The organism is Pseudofulvimonas gallinarii, from assembly GCF_004343305.1.
GTDB lineage: Bacteria > Pseudomonadota > Gammaproteobacteria > Xanthomonadales > UBA2363 > Pseudofulvimonas > Pseudofulvimonas gallinarii.
The window spans coordinates 1-15,496 of the sequence record NZ_SMAF01000013.1; the positions used below are offsets into that span (position 1 = coordinate 1).

12 protein-coding genes and 2 pseudogenes are annotated in these 15,496 nt (G+C 61.1%); 5 read left to right on the forward strand and 9 right to left on the reverse strand.

The window, feature by feature from the left end; genetic code table 11:
• Window positions 1-142 (forward strand): annotated as a pseudogene (locus tag EDC25_RS09410) (IS630 family transposase); the annotation flags it as partial.
• Here the strand turns inward: EDC25_RS09410 and EDC25_RS09415 are convergent.
• The 6 genes from EDC25_RS09415 to EDC25_RS09440 all read right to left on the reverse strand — a co-directional run bounded on the left by EDC25_RS09415 (window position 143) and on the right by EDC25_RS09440 (window position 9,373).
• The gene (locus EDC25_RS09415) at window positions 143-3,244 is read right to left on the reverse strand and encodes a type I restriction endonuclease subunit R (protein WP_132577442.1); all 3,102 of its coding nucleotides are present in this window, start codon (window positions 3,242-3,244) and stop codon (window positions 143-145) included. It abuts the pseudogene before it with no gap.
• 31 nt (window positions 3,245-3,275) lie between these two features.
• Window positions 3,276-3,830: a virulence RhuM family protein gene (locus EDC25_RS09420; RefSeq protein WP_132577443.1), complete on the reverse strand. Its 555-nt coding sequence runs from the start codon at window positions 3,828-3,830 to the stop codon at window positions 3,276-3,278.
• Between the two features lie 12 nt (window positions 3,831-3,842).
• Entirely contained in the window at window positions 3,843-5,129 is a 1,287-nt protein-coding gene (locus EDC25_RS09425) for a restriction endonuclease subunit S (RefSeq protein WP_123521152.1), read from the reverse strand.
• Entirely contained in the window at window positions 5,126-6,685 is a 1,560-nt protein-coding gene (locus tag EDC25_RS09430) for a type I restriction-modification system subunit M (RefSeq protein ID WP_123521151.1), read from the reverse strand. Before EDC25_RS09430 ends, EDC25_RS09425 begins: the two co-directional genes overlap by 4 nt.
• 29 nt (window positions 6,686-6,714) lie before the next feature.
• Complete coding sequence (locus tag EDC25_RS09435; protein WP_205984884.1) at window positions 6,715-7,617, reverse strand: WYL domain-containing protein; 903 nt, start codon at window positions 7,615-7,617, stop codon at window positions 6,715-6,717.
• Between the two features lie 616 nt (window positions 7,618-8,233).
• Window positions 8,234-9,373: a Fic family protein gene (locus tag EDC25_RS09440; RefSeq protein WP_123521149.1), complete on the reverse strand. Its 1,140-nt coding sequence runs from the start codon at window positions 9,371-9,373 to the stop codon at window positions 8,234-8,236.
• Window positions 9,374-9,797: 424 nt separating this feature from the next.
• Here EDC25_RS09440 and EDC25_RS14725 point away from each other — a divergent pair.
• A pseudogene (locus EDC25_RS14725) lies at window positions 9,798-9,886 on the forward strand.
• A 66-nt stretch (window positions 9,887-9,952) separates the two neighbouring features.
• Here the strand turns inward: EDC25_RS14725 and EDC25_RS09445 are convergent.
• A complete protein-coding gene (locus tag EDC25_RS09445) occupies window positions 9,953-11,335 on the reverse strand; it encodes an MFS transporter (protein ID WP_205984883.1) in 1,383 nt (460 codons plus the stop codon).
• Window positions 11,336-11,473: 138 nt separating this feature from the next.
• Here EDC25_RS09445 and EDC25_RS15100 point away from each other — a divergent pair, with 138 nt between their 5' ends.
• On the forward strand, window positions 11,474-11,605 hold the full coding sequence (locus tag EDC25_RS15100; RefSeq protein WP_276312279.1) for a hypothetical protein: 132 nt from the start codon (window positions 11,474-11,476) through the stop codon (window positions 11,603-11,605).
• A gap of 18 nt (window positions 11,606-11,623) precedes the next feature.
• A complete protein-coding gene (locus EDC25_RS09450) occupies window positions 11,624-12,799 on the forward strand; it encodes an FG-GAP repeat protein (protein ID WP_123521147.1) in 1,176 nt (391 codons plus the stop codon).
• A gap of 145 nt (window positions 12,800-12,944) precedes the next feature.
• On the opposite strand, the gene EDC25_RS09455 is transcribed toward EDC25_RS09450, so the two are convergent.
• Both EDC25_RS09455 and EDC25_RS09460 read right to left on the reverse strand, forming a co-directional pair.
• Window positions 12,945-13,505: a hypothetical protein gene (locus EDC25_RS09455; RefSeq protein WP_123521146.1), complete on the reverse strand. Its 561-nt coding sequence runs from the start codon at window positions 13,503-13,505 to the stop codon at window positions 12,945-12,947.
• 22 nt (window positions 13,506-13,527) lie between these two features.
• Window positions 13,528-13,998, reverse strand: a complete 471-nt coding sequence (locus EDC25_RS09460; RefSeq protein ID WP_164483927.1) for a DUF4262 domain-containing protein — start codon at window positions 13,996-13,998, stop codon at window positions 13,528-13,530.
• 193 nt (window positions 13,999-14,191) lie between these two features.
• Between EDC25_RS09460 and EDC25_RS09465 the strand changes: the two genes are divergently transcribed.
• Window positions 14,192-15,451: a 2OG-Fe(II) oxygenase gene (locus EDC25_RS09465; RefSeq protein ID WP_123521144.1), complete on the forward strand. Its 1,260-nt coding sequence runs from the start codon at window positions 14,192-14,194 to the stop codon at window positions 15,449-15,451.
• Window positions 15,452-15,496 lie beyond the last annotated feature (45 nt).

Sequence of the window (15,496 nt, forward strand, 5' to 3'; positions counted from 1 at the left end):
AACCGGGGTCGCGCGAAGCCCGCTGCGTAGTGGCGAGAAGCTGGCCGATCGGGTCCATGCGCAACTGTCCGACATCAAGCTCCGGCCCGACCTGGCGCGCTCGTTCTTCGGGCATACAAGTGTCGCCTATATTTCTGACTGATCAGTAAACCTTTCCACCCACGCCCTTGAACTTCTCGACAAAGGCGGCGATTTTCTGGAACACGCTCTGCTTCTTGGTCAGGAATTGCGGGTTCAATGGGCTCATCTTGGGCAGAAGCGCGTTGAGCTCCGTGCCGTTTTCGCTGGCGTACTCACGCTTGAGTGAGGTGGTGATGTATCGCCTGGCGGCCTCGGCGTTGAGGCTCTCACTGTCGATCAGCTCCTGGGCTTCGCGCTGCTGCTCCGCTTGCGCAAATGTGAAGAAAGCCTCGATCACACTGGTCTTGTCGCCAAGCTGGTCCAGGTCGGTCTGATTGATAAAGTCCACCACCAGGCTTTCCTTGGCGCGGTTACCCAGGCTTGCCCGGATCACACGCCGCACCTCATCCACCAGTTCAGACTTGCTCTTGGTCTTCTTGTTGTGCTCGAAGATCAGTTCCAGGATGTAGTCGAGGTTGATTTCCTGCGACTTCAAGAGATCCACCTCGAAGACCACGTCATCCCAGTCGATGGTCGATTTATCTTTCTCGTCCCCTGCCTTCTGGCGGCGTAGCCAGTCACGCACGTCGTTGTAGGTCGAGCGGTAGTCCTGAATTTTCCGATCTGGCGGGAGCTTGATCGCCTGCAGCGCGGTCAGGTCTTCATCGCTCAGGTAATGTTTAGCCTTGAATGCTTCCACTGCGGCGGGGTCCGTCAGATCGACGCTCTGCAACGCCTTCAAGCTGGCAAATTCGTCATAGTTCTGCAGCACGTTCTCGACGCGCAGATACTCGCCGAACAGTTTGACGAAGGCCTTCTTGTCCGCCTCCTTCTCAATGGCGGCAGGGTCGGGGAAGCGCTCTTCCAGTTCCCGCACCACATCCATGAAGCCCCGGCGCGCCTCACCGGTGGCCGCATCGGTGAAGCCTTCCATATACTCCTTGTAGCTTTTCTCCAGCAACACGTTCCGGGTGTTCTTGTCACCAAACAGGGTGATGGCATCGATGGTCGCCTGTTCCAGATCGCGGAAGGTGACGATGTTGCCGAAGGTCTTGGTGGCGTCAAAAATGCGGTTGGTGCGCGAATAGGCCTGCATCAGCCCGTGGTAGCGCAGGTTCTTGTCGACAAAAAGCGTGTTGAGCGTGGGGGCATCAAAACCGGTAAGGAACATGCCGACCACAATCAGCAGATCGACATCCTGCTCTTTGACGCGCTTGGCCAGGTCGCGGTAGTAGTTCTGGAAGCCATTGCTGTCCACGCTGAAGTTGGTCTTGAACAGCGCGTTGTAGTCGGCGATGGCCGCGCTCAGGAACTCCTTGGCGCTGCTGTTCATGGCCGACACATCAAAGCTCTCGTCCTGGATATCGCCAATCGCATCCTGCTCCTCGTTGGCAGCAAACGAGAAGATGGTGGCCACCTTCAACGGCTTGTCGCTGTTCTTCTGCAACTCCCGGAAGCACTCGTAATACAGCTTGGCCGCATCCACGCTGCTGACGGCGAACATGGCGTTGAAGCCCTTGTTGCCCGGTTGCAGGCGGTGGGTCTTCTGCCGGAAGTTGTTCAGGATGTACTGGGTGATCTCGCGGATGCGATCCGGGTGCAGCAGGGCTTGCCGGTTCTCCGCCGCACTCAGCTTCTTCTCGTCCTGTTCGGTCTCGATGGCCTTGAATTGCGGGCGCACATCGTTGTAGTCCACCTTGAACTTCAGCACCTTCTCGTCGCGGATCGCATCAGTGATCACGTACGCGTGCAGCTCACGGCCAAACACGCTGGCCGTGGTTTCGGCGCCCAGTGCGTTCTGCGGGAAAATGGGCGTGCCGGTGAAACCAAACTGGTAGAACCTCTTGAACTTTTTCTTCAGGTTCTTCTGCGCCTCGCCAAACTGGCTGCGGTGGCACTCATCGAAGATGAACACCACCTGCTTGCCGTAGATGGGCAAGTCGGCCTCGCTCTTCATCAGGTTGTTGAGCTTCTGGATGGTGGTGACGACGATCTTGTTGTCGTCCTTCTCCAGGTTGCGCTTCAGGCCCGCCGTGCTGTCCGAGCCGTTGACGCTGTCCGGTGAAAAACGCTGGTATTCCTTCATGGTCTGATAGTCCAGATCCTTGCGATCCACCACGAAGAACACCTTGTCGATGAAGTCCAGCTCAGTGGCCAGGCGCGCTGCCTTGAAGCTGGTCAAGGTCTTGCCGCTGCCGGTGGTGTGCCAGATGAAGCCACCGCTTTCCGTGTTGCTCCAGTTCCTGGCCTGATAGCTGCTCTTGATCTTCCACAGAATGCGTTCCGTGGCGGCGATCTGGTAAGGCCGCATCACCAGCAGCGTGTTGCTGACGTCGAACACCGAGTAATGCAGCAGCACATTGAGCAAGGTGTGCTTCTGGAAGAAGGTGGCCGTGAAGTCCTTCAGGTCCTTGATCAGCGTGTTGTCCGCCTTCGCCCAGTTCATGGTGAAGTCGAAACTGTTCTTGTTGCGCTGCGTGGTATTGGCAAAGTAACGGGTGTCGGTGCCGTTGGAGATCACGAACAGCTGCAGATACCTGAACAAGGAATGTTCGCTGTTGAAGCTCTCCTTGCTGTAGCGATGCACCTGGTTGAAGGCTTCCCGGATCGCCACGCCGCGCTTCTTCAGCTCCACCTGCACCAGCGGCAGGCCATTGACCAGAATCGTCACGTCATAGCGGTTGGCATGACTGCCCGTCTGCTCGAACTGCTTGATCACCTGCACCTTGTTGCGGGCGATGTTCTTCTTGTCCAGCAGGTAAATGTTCTGGATGCGCCCATCGTCAAAGATAAAGTCGTGGATGTAGTCGTCGTGAACCTTGCGGGTCTTTTCAACGATGCCCTCGCTGGGCTTGTCCAGCCAGGTTTCCACAAAGCGCATCCATTCGCCCTCGGTGAACTGAACGGCGTTGAGTGCCTGCAGCTGCACGCGCACGTTGGCCAGCAAATCGAGGGGCGACTTGATGAACGAAGCAAACTCGTAGCCCTGATTGACCAGATCCTGGATCAGCTCCCGTTCCAGGTCGCTTTCGCTCTGGTAGTTCTCGGCAACTTTCCATTCCGGCTCATACCTATCCAGAACAATGAAATTCCGGGACTCGGCGATGGTCTTGTAGTCACTCATTCTTCGGCACCCTTCCTTTTCAGCAGCTTTTTCACGGTGCGATCGAAATCGAATTCGATGCGATACTGCATTCGGCAAAAATGTCGGTGATTTGTTGATAAATCCGCCACTCGCTGGCACGTATCGAGCGCACCCGCTCCAGCAGTTCACGGAAATAGTCCTTGCCAAAGTAACGGCCATTTTTCAGCCGCTCATCATCCATGGCAAAGCCCTTGATGATGTATTCCTTGATCAGCTGGGTGGCCCAGATACGAAACTGTGTAGCCTGCGCCGAATTGACGCGGCAGCCCACCGAGATGACCGCATCGAGGTTGTAGTACTGGGTCTGGTACTTTTTGCCGTCTTCGGCAGTTGTTTTCAAAATGGAAATAACTAAATCCGGGTTTAGCTCATTACTTTCAAAGATGTTTTTCAGGTGCTTGGAGACGGCAGGCACACCCACGCCAAACAACTCCGCCATGCGCTTATGGGTCAGCCAAAGGGTCTCGTCGGCAAGCAGAACCTCGACCTTGATCGCGCCATTCGGGGCGGTGTAGAGCAGGAATTCCGTGGTTTGGTCGCGCAATGTGAGCTGGTATCTTGGCATGGCCGTATCCCTTTACGCACTGGCGGCGGAAGCGGTTTCAGCTTTGGGAAAGTTGAACAGCAAGTCGCGGTAATACGCGTATTGCTTCTGGCGCAACTCGATTTCGCGGGGCAAGCCTTCGGTGATGGAGTTGGTCAGGGCGTCGAATTTGTCGAGGATGGCGACGATGCGGGCTTGTTCGGCAAGTGGGGGGATGGGAATAAGCACGCCTTCCATCTCGCTTTTTCTGATCGATGGTACAGCACCAGAATCATTTGCCACCGACCTCAGATCGAACGTTTGTATCCAATAGAAAAGGAACCGGTCGATTATTTCGCTTCCCGGGATCACGCCCATCACGTTGTTGTCGTATGCGGATGGCACGGAAAGAAGACGCTTTTTGTTCGTCGCCACGGCAGCGCCGATTTTTGGAAATATAACTGTCCCCACAGGTGCCGGCTTTACCCCGAGTTTCCGGATCGTCTCTGCATCAACATAATTGTTGGCCTTCTGCATCGTTGTTTCATTCCCAACGATGTTCATGTCGCTGACCTTGTAGAACGGGTACGGGCCTCCGTCATGGCCCTGATAGGCGTTGGGAAAGCCCCAGCCGCTGCGAACTTCCGCAACGTCTCCCAGCGTTTTCCACTCCACTTCGTCGTCTTCAAAACTCAACAACTGATCGCGATAGTAGTTGTATTGTTTTCTGCGGGCGGTCAGCTCGGCGGTCAGCTCGGCGGTCAGCTCGGTGAAGCTGTCCAGTATGCGAACGATTTCGGCCTGGATTTCAAGCGATTTTTGGGGGTTGTCTGGACAAAGGATAGGTACGAGGATTTTTCTGAAACGATCCTTAGATACATTAAAGCGGGTGACACCACTTGCCATCTTGGCAATTTCAGACCTCATGAAGCTGCTGCGAAAAAGATGCTTTGAAAACCCAGGAGTTATCGGAATATCCTTTTTAAATCGAACTCCAAATGAAAAGCTATTTAAGAAAACAGCGCCTGCAACGTCCGTCGTGACGGCTGATGACATCCCGACTTCATCCGCGGTCTCGGATGATCCGGTAAAAAGAACATCGCCATACCTAACCTCATTCTGCCTTTCTGAATCAGACACTTTGACGCACTCGATGGCAGAGAAGTCAACACTTTTGTTTGCGAAGATATTTTTGTAAGTTACATATTTAGCGTTTCCGCCTTCGAAGTCAGATTTACTCTTTCCGGTAAGGCCGCCATAGATCTGGGCCAATTCCCCTAATGGCAGCCATTCAACTTCAGCACCATCTAACAGCTTTTCCAAGAAGTTCTTGCCGCTCATACCTTCGACTCCTCGCCCTCGATCTCCGCAACGATGGCATCAATGTCCTTGCGCAACTGGTCGATCCGGGCAACGGTGTTTTTCAGTTCGGCATTGAGCTGGGCGATGTCCACCACTTCGCGGTTGTCCTTGGCTTCCACGTAGCTACTGACCGACAGGTTGTAGTCGTTAGCCGCCACCTGCTCGAACGGCACGGATCTGGCGAAATGATCGACGTTGGCCTTGCTGTCGAACACAGCCATGATCTGGTCGATGTGCGCATCCATCAGCAGGTTGTTATTAGTGCCCTTCTTGAACAAGTCGCTGGCGTCGATGAACTGGATGGTGGTATCGGTCTTGTGCTTGGACAGCACCAGGATGTTCACCGCGATGGTGGTGCCGTAGAACAGGTTGGGCGCCAGCGATATCACGGTTTCGACGTAGTTGTTATCCACCAGATACTGGCGGATTTTCTGCTCGGCACCGCCCCGGTAAAAGATGCCGGGGAAGCAGACGATCGCAGCGCGGCCCTTGCTGGAGAGGTAGCTGAGCGCGTGCAGCACAAAGGCAAAGTCGGCCTTGGACTTGGGCGCAAGCACACCGGCCGGCGCGAAGCGTTCGTCGTTGATCAGTGTCGGGTCGTCGCTGCCGATCCACTTCACCGAATACGGCGGGTTGGAGACGATGGCGTCGAAGGGCTTTTCGTCGCCAAAGTACGGTTCGGTCAGGGTATTGCCGAGCTGGATGTTGAATTTGTCGTAGTTGATGTTGTGCAGGAACATGTTCATCCGCGCCAGGTTGTACGTGGTGTGGTTGATTTCCTGCCCAAAGAAGCCGTCTTCGATGATGTGGTCGTCAAACTGCCTCTTGGCTTGCAGCAGCAACGAGCCCGAACCGCAGGCCGGGTCGTAGATCTTGTTGATGCTGGATTGCCCATGCATCGCCAACCGGGCAATCAGCTTGGAGACCTGCTGCGGGGTGAAGAACTCGCCGCCGGATTTCCCCGCATTGGCCGCGTAGTTGGAAATCAGGAACTCGTAGGCGTCGCCGAACAGGTCGATATGGCTGGCGTCGAAGCCGCCGAAATCCAGTTCCGCCACACGTTTGAGCACCTTGGCCAAGCGCTCATTCTTGTCTTTGACGGTATTGCCCAGGCGGTTGCTGGTGGTGTCGAAATCCGCAAACAGGCCTTTGATGTCATGCTCGGAGGGGTAGCCGCTGGCCGACGCTTCGATGGCCTTGAAGATGTTGGCCAGGTCCGTGTTCAGGCTTTCGTTGGTGTTGGCCTTGGCGGCGACGTTGGCGAAGAGCTGGCTGGGGTAGATGAAATAGCCCTTGGTCTTGATGGCGTCATCCTTGGCGGCCGCAATGTTAGGGTCATCGTCCGCCATGGCGGCGTAATTGACGGACGGGTCGCCGCCGGTGATGTAATCGGTGAAGTTTTCGCTGATGAAGCGATAGAACAGCGTGCCCAGCACGTATTGCTTGAAGTCCCAGCCATCGACGGCACCGCGCACGTCGTTGGCGATATCCCAGATCTTGCGCTGTAGCGCGGCGCGTTGTTCGTTGCTTGTCATTCTGTTGTTCCTGATTCGATCGTCGGTTGTTATTTCTTCAAAGCGCCGACTGGGGGTCGATAACCCGGCGCGAGTTTTGCGTTTTCGACGCCATACAAGGCCAGCGGATCACTGAGCCACAGGCGGTACTGTTCTTCTTTGAGGCGATGGTCGGGCGAGCAGTCCACGCTCCAGCGCAGCAGCATGTAGCCCGCGACGGCGGCACGGACGCGCATCCGGATTGAGCCGTCGGTCATCCCGTAGTCCATCTTGATGATCTCGGGGCGCTCAAGACGCGGGTGCGGCACGAAGTCCAGCTCGACGATGCGCGTCCACTGGATGTCGTTGTCCGGACGTTCGTTGGCCTGTGGCTCCTCGTCGAGCAGCGTTGGCGTTTCGATACGGGTGATGACGAAGTCCCGAAACTCTCCGCTCTTGCGATCAAAGGCCCGGACGTGCCAGCGCAGGCCGGTGTCCACCAGCGCGAAGGGAACGATGACGCGCTCGGACTCACCGCTGCTCATCGAGTGGTAGCGGATGGCGATTGGCCGCTTGGCGTGGATCGCCCGGCAGACCGGGGCCAGCACATCCATCCTGGGATTGCTCAGAGCGGTGGGTGACTCGCACGGCAGCAGCGGCTGCGTTGCGCCGTTCACCCCATCGCCGAAGCCCAGAGCCAGCGCGGACAGCACGCGCTGCGATGCGTGATCGAACAGCGGGGAGAATGCCTGCCCGATACGGTAGATCTTGTTGCTACCGTCAAAGGTGATGTTCTGCGGCGCGATTTCCCGGTACAGCGCCAAATCGCGTGTCGCCCCTGCAGGCGCCACACCAAAGCGCTCAATCAGCCCTGGGCGACCAATCTCACCGAAGAAGTAGAGCCGGAAGTCGATGTAGGCCAGCCGCTCGCGCTGGGCGTGGCTCAAGCTCTCGACGCGCGGGGGTTGGGTCACCGAAGGCTCCTCATCCACGACGGACGACCGAAAGACTGTGATTGGTTTTATGTTTGTCCATTGGTAGCCGGCTCACATGATCAAAATGATGATATCATGCGCCACTGCTTGTAGCTGAGCAAGCAATCGAAGCGGACAAATCGTCGAATCCACGCCCTCAAGGCCAAGGCGTTACTACTTAACTCGGCAAACGGACGCGGGTTCGGTTCCGTGTTCCGCCACCAAGATCCCAACCCTTATCGGTTGGGATTTTTTTTGGCTGAAACGCCAATGTTGGCGCGGTTTCCGGGCATGGCCTCGCGAGCGGTGGGTATGCTCACAGCCTCGTTTTCGCCCCTTCTCGCCTCTCTGTTCTCGGTTTTTCTCTAATGGCCTCGCGAGCGTTCGCGAGGCTTCCCCCTGGTTTTATGCGGGTTTCGGGTCGATGGGTTGTGGTTGGTCACTGCATGGATGGGGCGACCGAGGGCCGAGCGACCAAAGAAAACGGCCTTCAGGCGGTTCCTGGCGCCGGATGCGAGACGGGACGGACTCAACCCCAAACAGCGGCTGGCCATGGCCGCTTAACTCTACTTTTGAGCGCCCCTAGTTCCGGGGGGATTACCGTCTGCGTCTTTCTTCATGCGCGCCCCCCCCCCGTTGGAGCATCGTCCAACACATAGCTTGTACTGCGCCCGCCTGCATCCGATTTCCGCAGCACGCCGCGCGCGAGCAGGTCGTTGATGTCACGCAGCGCCGTGTCTGGCGAGCACTTGGCGATCGCCGCCCACTTGCTGCTGGTGAGCTTGCCCTCGAAGCCATCGAGTAGCCGGTTGAGCAATTTCACCTGTCGCTCGTTCAAAGGTGTGGCTGCCCAGCGCTGCCAGAACCGCGCCTTGGCCAATACAGAGTCGAGGGTGTGCTGCGCCTGATCGACGGCGCGATGCAGGGTGTCGAGGAACCAGGCCAGCCACTCGGTGACGTCCATGGACCGCTTCTGGGTGCGCTCCAGAATATCGTAGTAGGCCTTGCGCTCCCGCTGGATCTGCGCCGACAGGCTGTAGAAGCGCTGCGGGCTGCCGTCGGCGCGCGCCAACAGCAGGTCGCCGATGGCCCGGGCGATACGGCCGTTGCCGTCGTCGAACGGGTGCAAGGTCACGAACCACAGATGGGCAAGCCCCGCCTTGACGAGCGGTGGCTCACCCGAGTCCGCATTGACCCATTCGAGGAAACGACCTGTCTCGGTCTCCAGTCGATCGGCGGGCGGCGCCTCGAAATGCACGCGCTGGCGGCCGATGGGACCGGAGACCACCTGCATGGGGCCACTGGCATCGTCGCGCCAACTGCCGACCTTGATTTTGGAAAGGCCGGAGTAACCGGTGGGAAAGAGCGCCGCGTGCCAGCCAAACAACCGCTCGCGGGTCACTGGCGCCGCGCAGTTGACCGTGGCGTCGAGCACCATCTCCACCACGCCTTCGACATGACGATCGACTGGAGCCAACGCCCCGATGTCCACGCCGAGCCGGCGCGCGATGGACGAGCGCACGGATTCGACGTTGAGCTGCTCGCCTTCGATCTCGCTGGTCTTGACCACGTCTTCGGTGAGCGCCGCCAGGCTGGCCTGATCGCGCAGCGCCATGCCCACGTCGGCCAGACGCCCCAGCAAGAGCCCTTGAGCACGACTCACATCCGCCATAGGGCCAGCGAGCGCCGCCAGGTCGAAGCGCCAGTCCGGCCAGTCACTGGCCTGCCAGATGTACTTGTAATCGCCGCTGTTCATGCGGAGATTATGGGCTTCATTCTCCGCATGCGCAAGTTATTCACCGCATATAATGCGGCGATAGAAGGTGCGATTCCCCGCACCCCGGGCTGCCTTACCCCGGAGTGGGTGTGAATGGGTGTGCTCCTGGTCGGGGGGACGGACGTGGGTTCGATTCCCGGATCCCGGAATCGAACCGGACCAGAGAAGCATACGAATTTGAACGGCCATCTCGGTGACCGATCCGCGGGGAAAACCGCTTGATCGTCCGCTGACTCTGACCTGTCAACCCCCGCTTTTCGCAGCAGCCAGCAGGACTTATCAACTTGCCGGAACGCCGGTATCGCGTACTTTCAACGGTCGTTTGGCGCGGGTTGCCCGACCAGCGGCCGCGCCGAGCCAGGCAAGTCAACTTGACCACCCGATCCGGGCGATGTCGTTCCAACGGCCATTTGACAGAGGTGCGACCTCGGGAAAATGCCTTTCGAGCGAATCTCATGCACGGACGCGGGTTCGATTCCTGCCGGCCGACCAGATCAGGAAAAACTCGAACCGCTGATTCCAGCGGCTTTTCTTCCAACGTGACTGGCCAACAATTGGTCACGTCCGGGCTTGGCCGGGCGTGGTTTGAGCAACATTTTCGGCCATATTGCCGAGCGGCAGAGGGGCGAACCTGTCCGCGCCTCCGCCAGCCGGTTGCCGCGCCAGGGCATGGCCGCGCACGACATCGACGCGGAACAGTTGCACCAGTCCGACGACGAAGAACAGCGCGGTGACCTGCAAGGCGATGCGGTGGTTGCCGCCGCTGAACCAGTTGACGAAGCCGTAGCTCAGCGGCCCCAGGATCATCGCCACGCGCACCGCCAGGCCCCACAGGCCGAAGATTTCGCCTTCGCGTTCCGGCGGACACAGGTAGCCGACCAGTGCGCGACCCGCCGACTGCGAGGCGCCCAGGCTCAGTCCGGCGAAGTTGGCGGCGGTCCAGATCACCCAGCGCGCATCGGAGAGGAAAAACAGCAGGATCGCCAGCAGCCAGCCGACGAGCGTGATGGCCAGCGTGCGGCGGTGGCCAAGGCGGTCCTGCACCAGTCCGAACACGAAGGCGCCGACGGCGGCGGTGACGTTCACCACCAGCACCAGGACGATACTTTCCTGGGTGCTGAAACCCAGCGCCTGGGTGGTGAATACCGCCGCCAGGGTGATCACCGTCGCCACGCCGGACTGGTACCAGACGATGCAGATCAGGAAGCGGCGCAGGTCCGGCAGGTCGCGGCTGCTGGCGATGGAACTTTTCAGACCGGCCAGCGCGGTGGCAACCATGCCGGCGGTGGCCTGCCCGGTGGGCTGCGAGCGTTCGCGCAGCAGGGTCAGCGTCGGTACTGCCGACACTGCGAAGGCGATGGCGGTGATCAGCATGGTCTGGCGTATGGCCACGTCATCGGTCACGCCGCGGCCGGGTGCACCGAGGATCCACACCAGGCAGATGCCCAGCACCAGCAGTCCGCCGACATAGCCGAATGCCCAGCCGAAACCCGACAGGCGACCCATCGACTCGTCGGCGGCCAACTCTGGCAGGAAGGCGGCGATGAGGCTTTCACCCAGGCTGTAGGCGAGATTGGACACCACGATCAGCACAAGGGCGAGCCAGACATCGCCCGGCCCGCACAGCGCCAGCGCCGCCGTGCTGAGCACGCAGCCGATGGTGGTGATCCACAGCAGCTGCAGCTTGTTGGCGCGGCGGTCGGAATACGCACCCAGCACCGGCGCCGCGATGATCACCAGCGCGTACGACAGCGACAGCCCCAACGTCCAGGCCAGCGTGCCCCAGCTGGCATTGCCGGTGACCACGGCGACGAAGTAGGCATTGAACACCGCGGTGATGACCACGGTGGTGTAGCCCGAGTTGGCGAAGTCGTAGCAGGCCCAGGCGAACAGCTCACGACGTCGTACCGGTGGCACCTCCGGCCCATACTGCCTGCGCACGCCGCCTCCCTTCCCTGTCGCACTGTCCATGCCGTCTAGCCTAACGCGCCGCCCGACGCAGGCGAAGCGCCCTGGTCACCTGGCCCCTGCTGCGTCCATTTGCCGTGTCCCGGTACAAGCCATCACTCCGGAGACACCATGAACCTGGCCACCCGTCCGCTTCTCGCCGCCACCCTGGGGCTGGCCGCCGCGACCGCGCAGGCGCAGCCCTGGCAACTGCAGCAGCTGATCCTGCCCCCGTTCGAGACAGCACAGCAGATCAACGCCTAAGCCGGCTTCGGGCGCACGGTGGCGCTGTCGGGGGACTGGCTCGCCGTCGGCGTGCCCTTCTGGCACTGCTCCGGTGGCCCGCCGGGTGCCGTGCTCATGTACCGGCTCGGCACCGATCACCAGTACCGCCATGTGCAGACGCTGTGCAATGTCGGCCCGGGCACGTCGATCACCATCGACGGCGACAGCATGGTGGTCGGATGGAGCCATTATGACGCCACCCCGGGTGATGACCTGTACACGGGCCGGGTCAGCTTCCTGCGCTGGAACCCCGTCCTGCAGCACTGGGCGATCGCGGGTATCCGCGATGGCAGCGCCACGGGCCTGCTCGGCAGTTCGGTGGCGATGCGCAATGGCGTGGTGATCGCCGGCGAGTCCGGCTATGCCCAGGGCCACGGGCGTATCCGCAGCTGGCGCTGGGCGGGAGCATTCGTCATTGAGGAAACACCGGTGCTGCCGCCGCAGGTCCCGTTCCCGATCCGCCCCGGCAACGAACCGGAAGGCTTCGGCTCGCAGGTCGATCTCGACCTGCGTGGCTGCGTCGGCGACTGCATCGAGCCGCTGGATGCCCTGGTCACACTCGGGCGAAGTGGTGTGTACACCGCCGCCCGGACCTCCGCCGGCTGGGGCCCGCTCGCGCTGAAGAAGCCGCTGCGCGGAATGAAGACGGCGTTCTCCGACATCGCCATCAACGACTCGCTGGTGGTAACCACCATGCAGATGTTCGGTGACGACCCGGACTCACCCTGCGCCACAGACATCTGGCGCACCGAGGTCCGCCTGCTGCAGCGTCTGCCCGGCAGCGAGAACCTGCGCGAGATCGGCATCCTCTGCCGCGACCAGATGCCGTTCGGCCCGGGCCCGCAGTTCGTCAACGAGGTCGAGCTGGACGACCGCGGACCGGTCTTCCACTTCAGCCTGCCCGACGAGCCGGCGCTCATGGAAGGCGTGGTCAGTACCTGGGCCATGGATGTACGCGGCCGTCCCGAACTCGTCGATGCACTGGTCGATCCGGACCTGGTCACCGTGCGCTGGGAGGAGACCGGATTCTTCGCCTACAACCCCGATTTCGCCGGTGACTATTTCGGCGACGGCCTGGCTATCGATGGCGACCGCATGGCCATCGGAGCGCCCATGCGCAACGCGCTGCTTTCGACACTGGGATCCGGCTACGTGGTCATCTACCGCCGCTGAGGCGGGGCGCACCACGCCGGCGGCCAGGCAGTGACGGCGTGGTCTGCCGCCGGGGACGGCGCCAAACGACCGGGACCTGCTCCACCGGCCATGGATGGCGCGCCGGCAGCCATCGCATCCGGCATCCGCCGCCGGTCACCGCCCATCAATCTCCACGCAGCCACTTGATCATGTGTGGATAGGGCTCGACACCCTCTTGCCGCGCCGCCTCGCCAACGCGGGTCATGCCCGCCTGCGCGAGGCCGTGGGCGCCAGGATACACGCCCATCGAATAGGTCAGGATCAGCGCCTGCGACTTGCCGCGGTAGCCACCGGCATGGAACAGCACTGACGGCGACAGACCCAATGCCACCGTCGCCGCGTAGGCCCACGCGGTCGCTTCGACCTCGCCGGCGTGTGCCGCCGCGACCTGGCCGTCCACATCGTCAGTGAGGCGAGCGCGCTCGTTCGCCGGGGTGACCGCGACATGTCCGGCCTCGTGCAGCAGGTCCCCCGGCCAGCGCAGTTTCGCCAGGTCGACTACTAGCTCGCCCGTTTCGATGCGCAGCCCCGGCAGGAAGGCATCGTCCGATACGTCGCCTTCGCGGACCACGATCCCGATGCTGCGCAGAAAGCCGATGATCGTTCGCGCCGGGGCGTCCGCGTCGGATTCTGGCGTGGTGTCGGTGTTTGCATCCTCGCCGACCGGAGATGCCTCGCGCGTCATGGCGTGCCCCGCGTCCCGGCCATCAGTCTGCGCCGTGCGGATCCACGGATTCGACAATGCGCACGGCCTCACGCGCCGCCGGCCCTTCGTAGCCGGCATCCCAGGCGAAGCGGTACTCGCGATCGGGGAGGAACATCACCAGTGCCGGGAACGGCTGGTCGTCGTAGTGGCGCATGGCGGTGCCCAGGTACTCGTCATACTGGTCGGCGCGCAACGGCTTGAACACGACCGGATAACCGCCGGTGAGAATGCTGTCGTCCTTGACGCCGGACTGCAATGTTCCGCCGTTTTGCAGGCGCTGGTGGCAGGCCATCAGCACGGCATGCGCGTGCGCTTCGGGCAGACCGAACACCAGCACTTCGGGCGCTCCGAAGGTGGCCCAGAACCCGATGGAGCAACTGAACGGATCTTCGTCGTCGCTGGATGCGGCGACATGGAGGCAATGCCAACCATGCATCTGGATGTGACTGGCGATCGTCTGTTCCTGGGTCACGTCGTTTCCATCGCGATGAATGTGGCGTCGAGGATACAGGAGGTGCCCGCGCCCACACGCCACAGGAGCGCCGAGCAAGTACACCAGGGCGCCATAACCTCGCGCAACGTCACTATTTCGCATTTGACCGGCTGAAGCGCCGCCCCGCGGCTACAATCGTCGCCCCTGATTCGTTGCCCCTTGCGGAGCTTTCATGTCTGTCCTGGCCGCCTCCCTGTCCGACCGTGTGGACGCCCTCGCCCAGCACTTCGCGTCGGCCAGTCCCTTCCCGCATGTTGTCATTCCCGACTTTCTTGACGAGGCCTTCTGCCAGTCGCTGCTCGCGGATTTCCCCGACTTCGAGAAGCGGCATGCGCTCAACGAGATGGGCGAGGTGGGTGGCAAGGCGGTGCGCATGGACGTGCGCGACATTTCCGACAGCTATCGGCAACTGGATGCCCTCATCCAGCGCGAGGAATTTCTGTCGCTGGTGTCCCGGATCACCGGCATTCCCGACCTGCTCTATGACCCCGACTACCTTGGCGGCGGCACCCACGAAAACGTCGATGGTCAGGGCCTGGATGTGCATGTCGACTTCAACTACCACCCGCGCACGCGTTGGCACCGTCGCCTGAACCTGATCATCTACCTCAATCCCGACTGGCAAGCCGAATGGGGCGGTCAGCTGGAGCTGCATGCCGACCCGTGGAGCGACCGCGCGGAAGGAAAAGTCCAGGTGCCGCCGCTGTTCAACCAGTGCGTGATCTTCGAGACCAGCGAGCACTCCTGGCACGGTTTTCCGACCATCCATCTGCCGGAAAACACGCCGAACCTGTCGCGCAAGTCATTCGCCATCTATCTGTATACGCGCGAGCGGCCGGCCACGCAGACCGCGCCACCGCACGCCACCGTTTACGTCCCGCCGCTGATGCCCGATGGCTGGCAGGCCGGACGGACGCTCGACGACGCAGACCTGCGCGAACTGCGCAACCGCTTCGCCCGCCTGCGCGGACAACTCCGTTATCTCTACGATCGCGAGCTGCGCTTCGGCGCACAGCTGAGCGAGCTGGAAGCTGCCCTTGACGAAGCCCGCCGCGGCCAGCGCCTGGACATCCAAGGCTTCGTCAGCCAGCCCGACGGCTGCACCGGCCTGTGGCCCGACGGCTGGGCCGGCGCCGCGCTCGCCACACGACTGGTGCCCACGCGCCCTGCCCGTTCGCTCCGGTTGCAACTGTGGGCGCCGCCGCAACTGGCGGGCAACCAGACGCTGCGCTTCGAACTGGACAAGCAGTCGCACGACTACACCTTGTCGCCAGGCGACGTCACCACGATCAACCTGCCGGTTGATGGACGCAGCGGCCGCGACAGCGATCTGCGCATCCACGCGGAACGGGTGTGGCAGCCGGCCGCAGCCGGCGATTCGTCGGATCAGCGTGAGCTGGCTTACAGGGTCGTATCGGTGGTCATCGAATAAGCCGCGGCATATCCTGAGCGTGCGGGTGCGCGGATGCTTGACGGC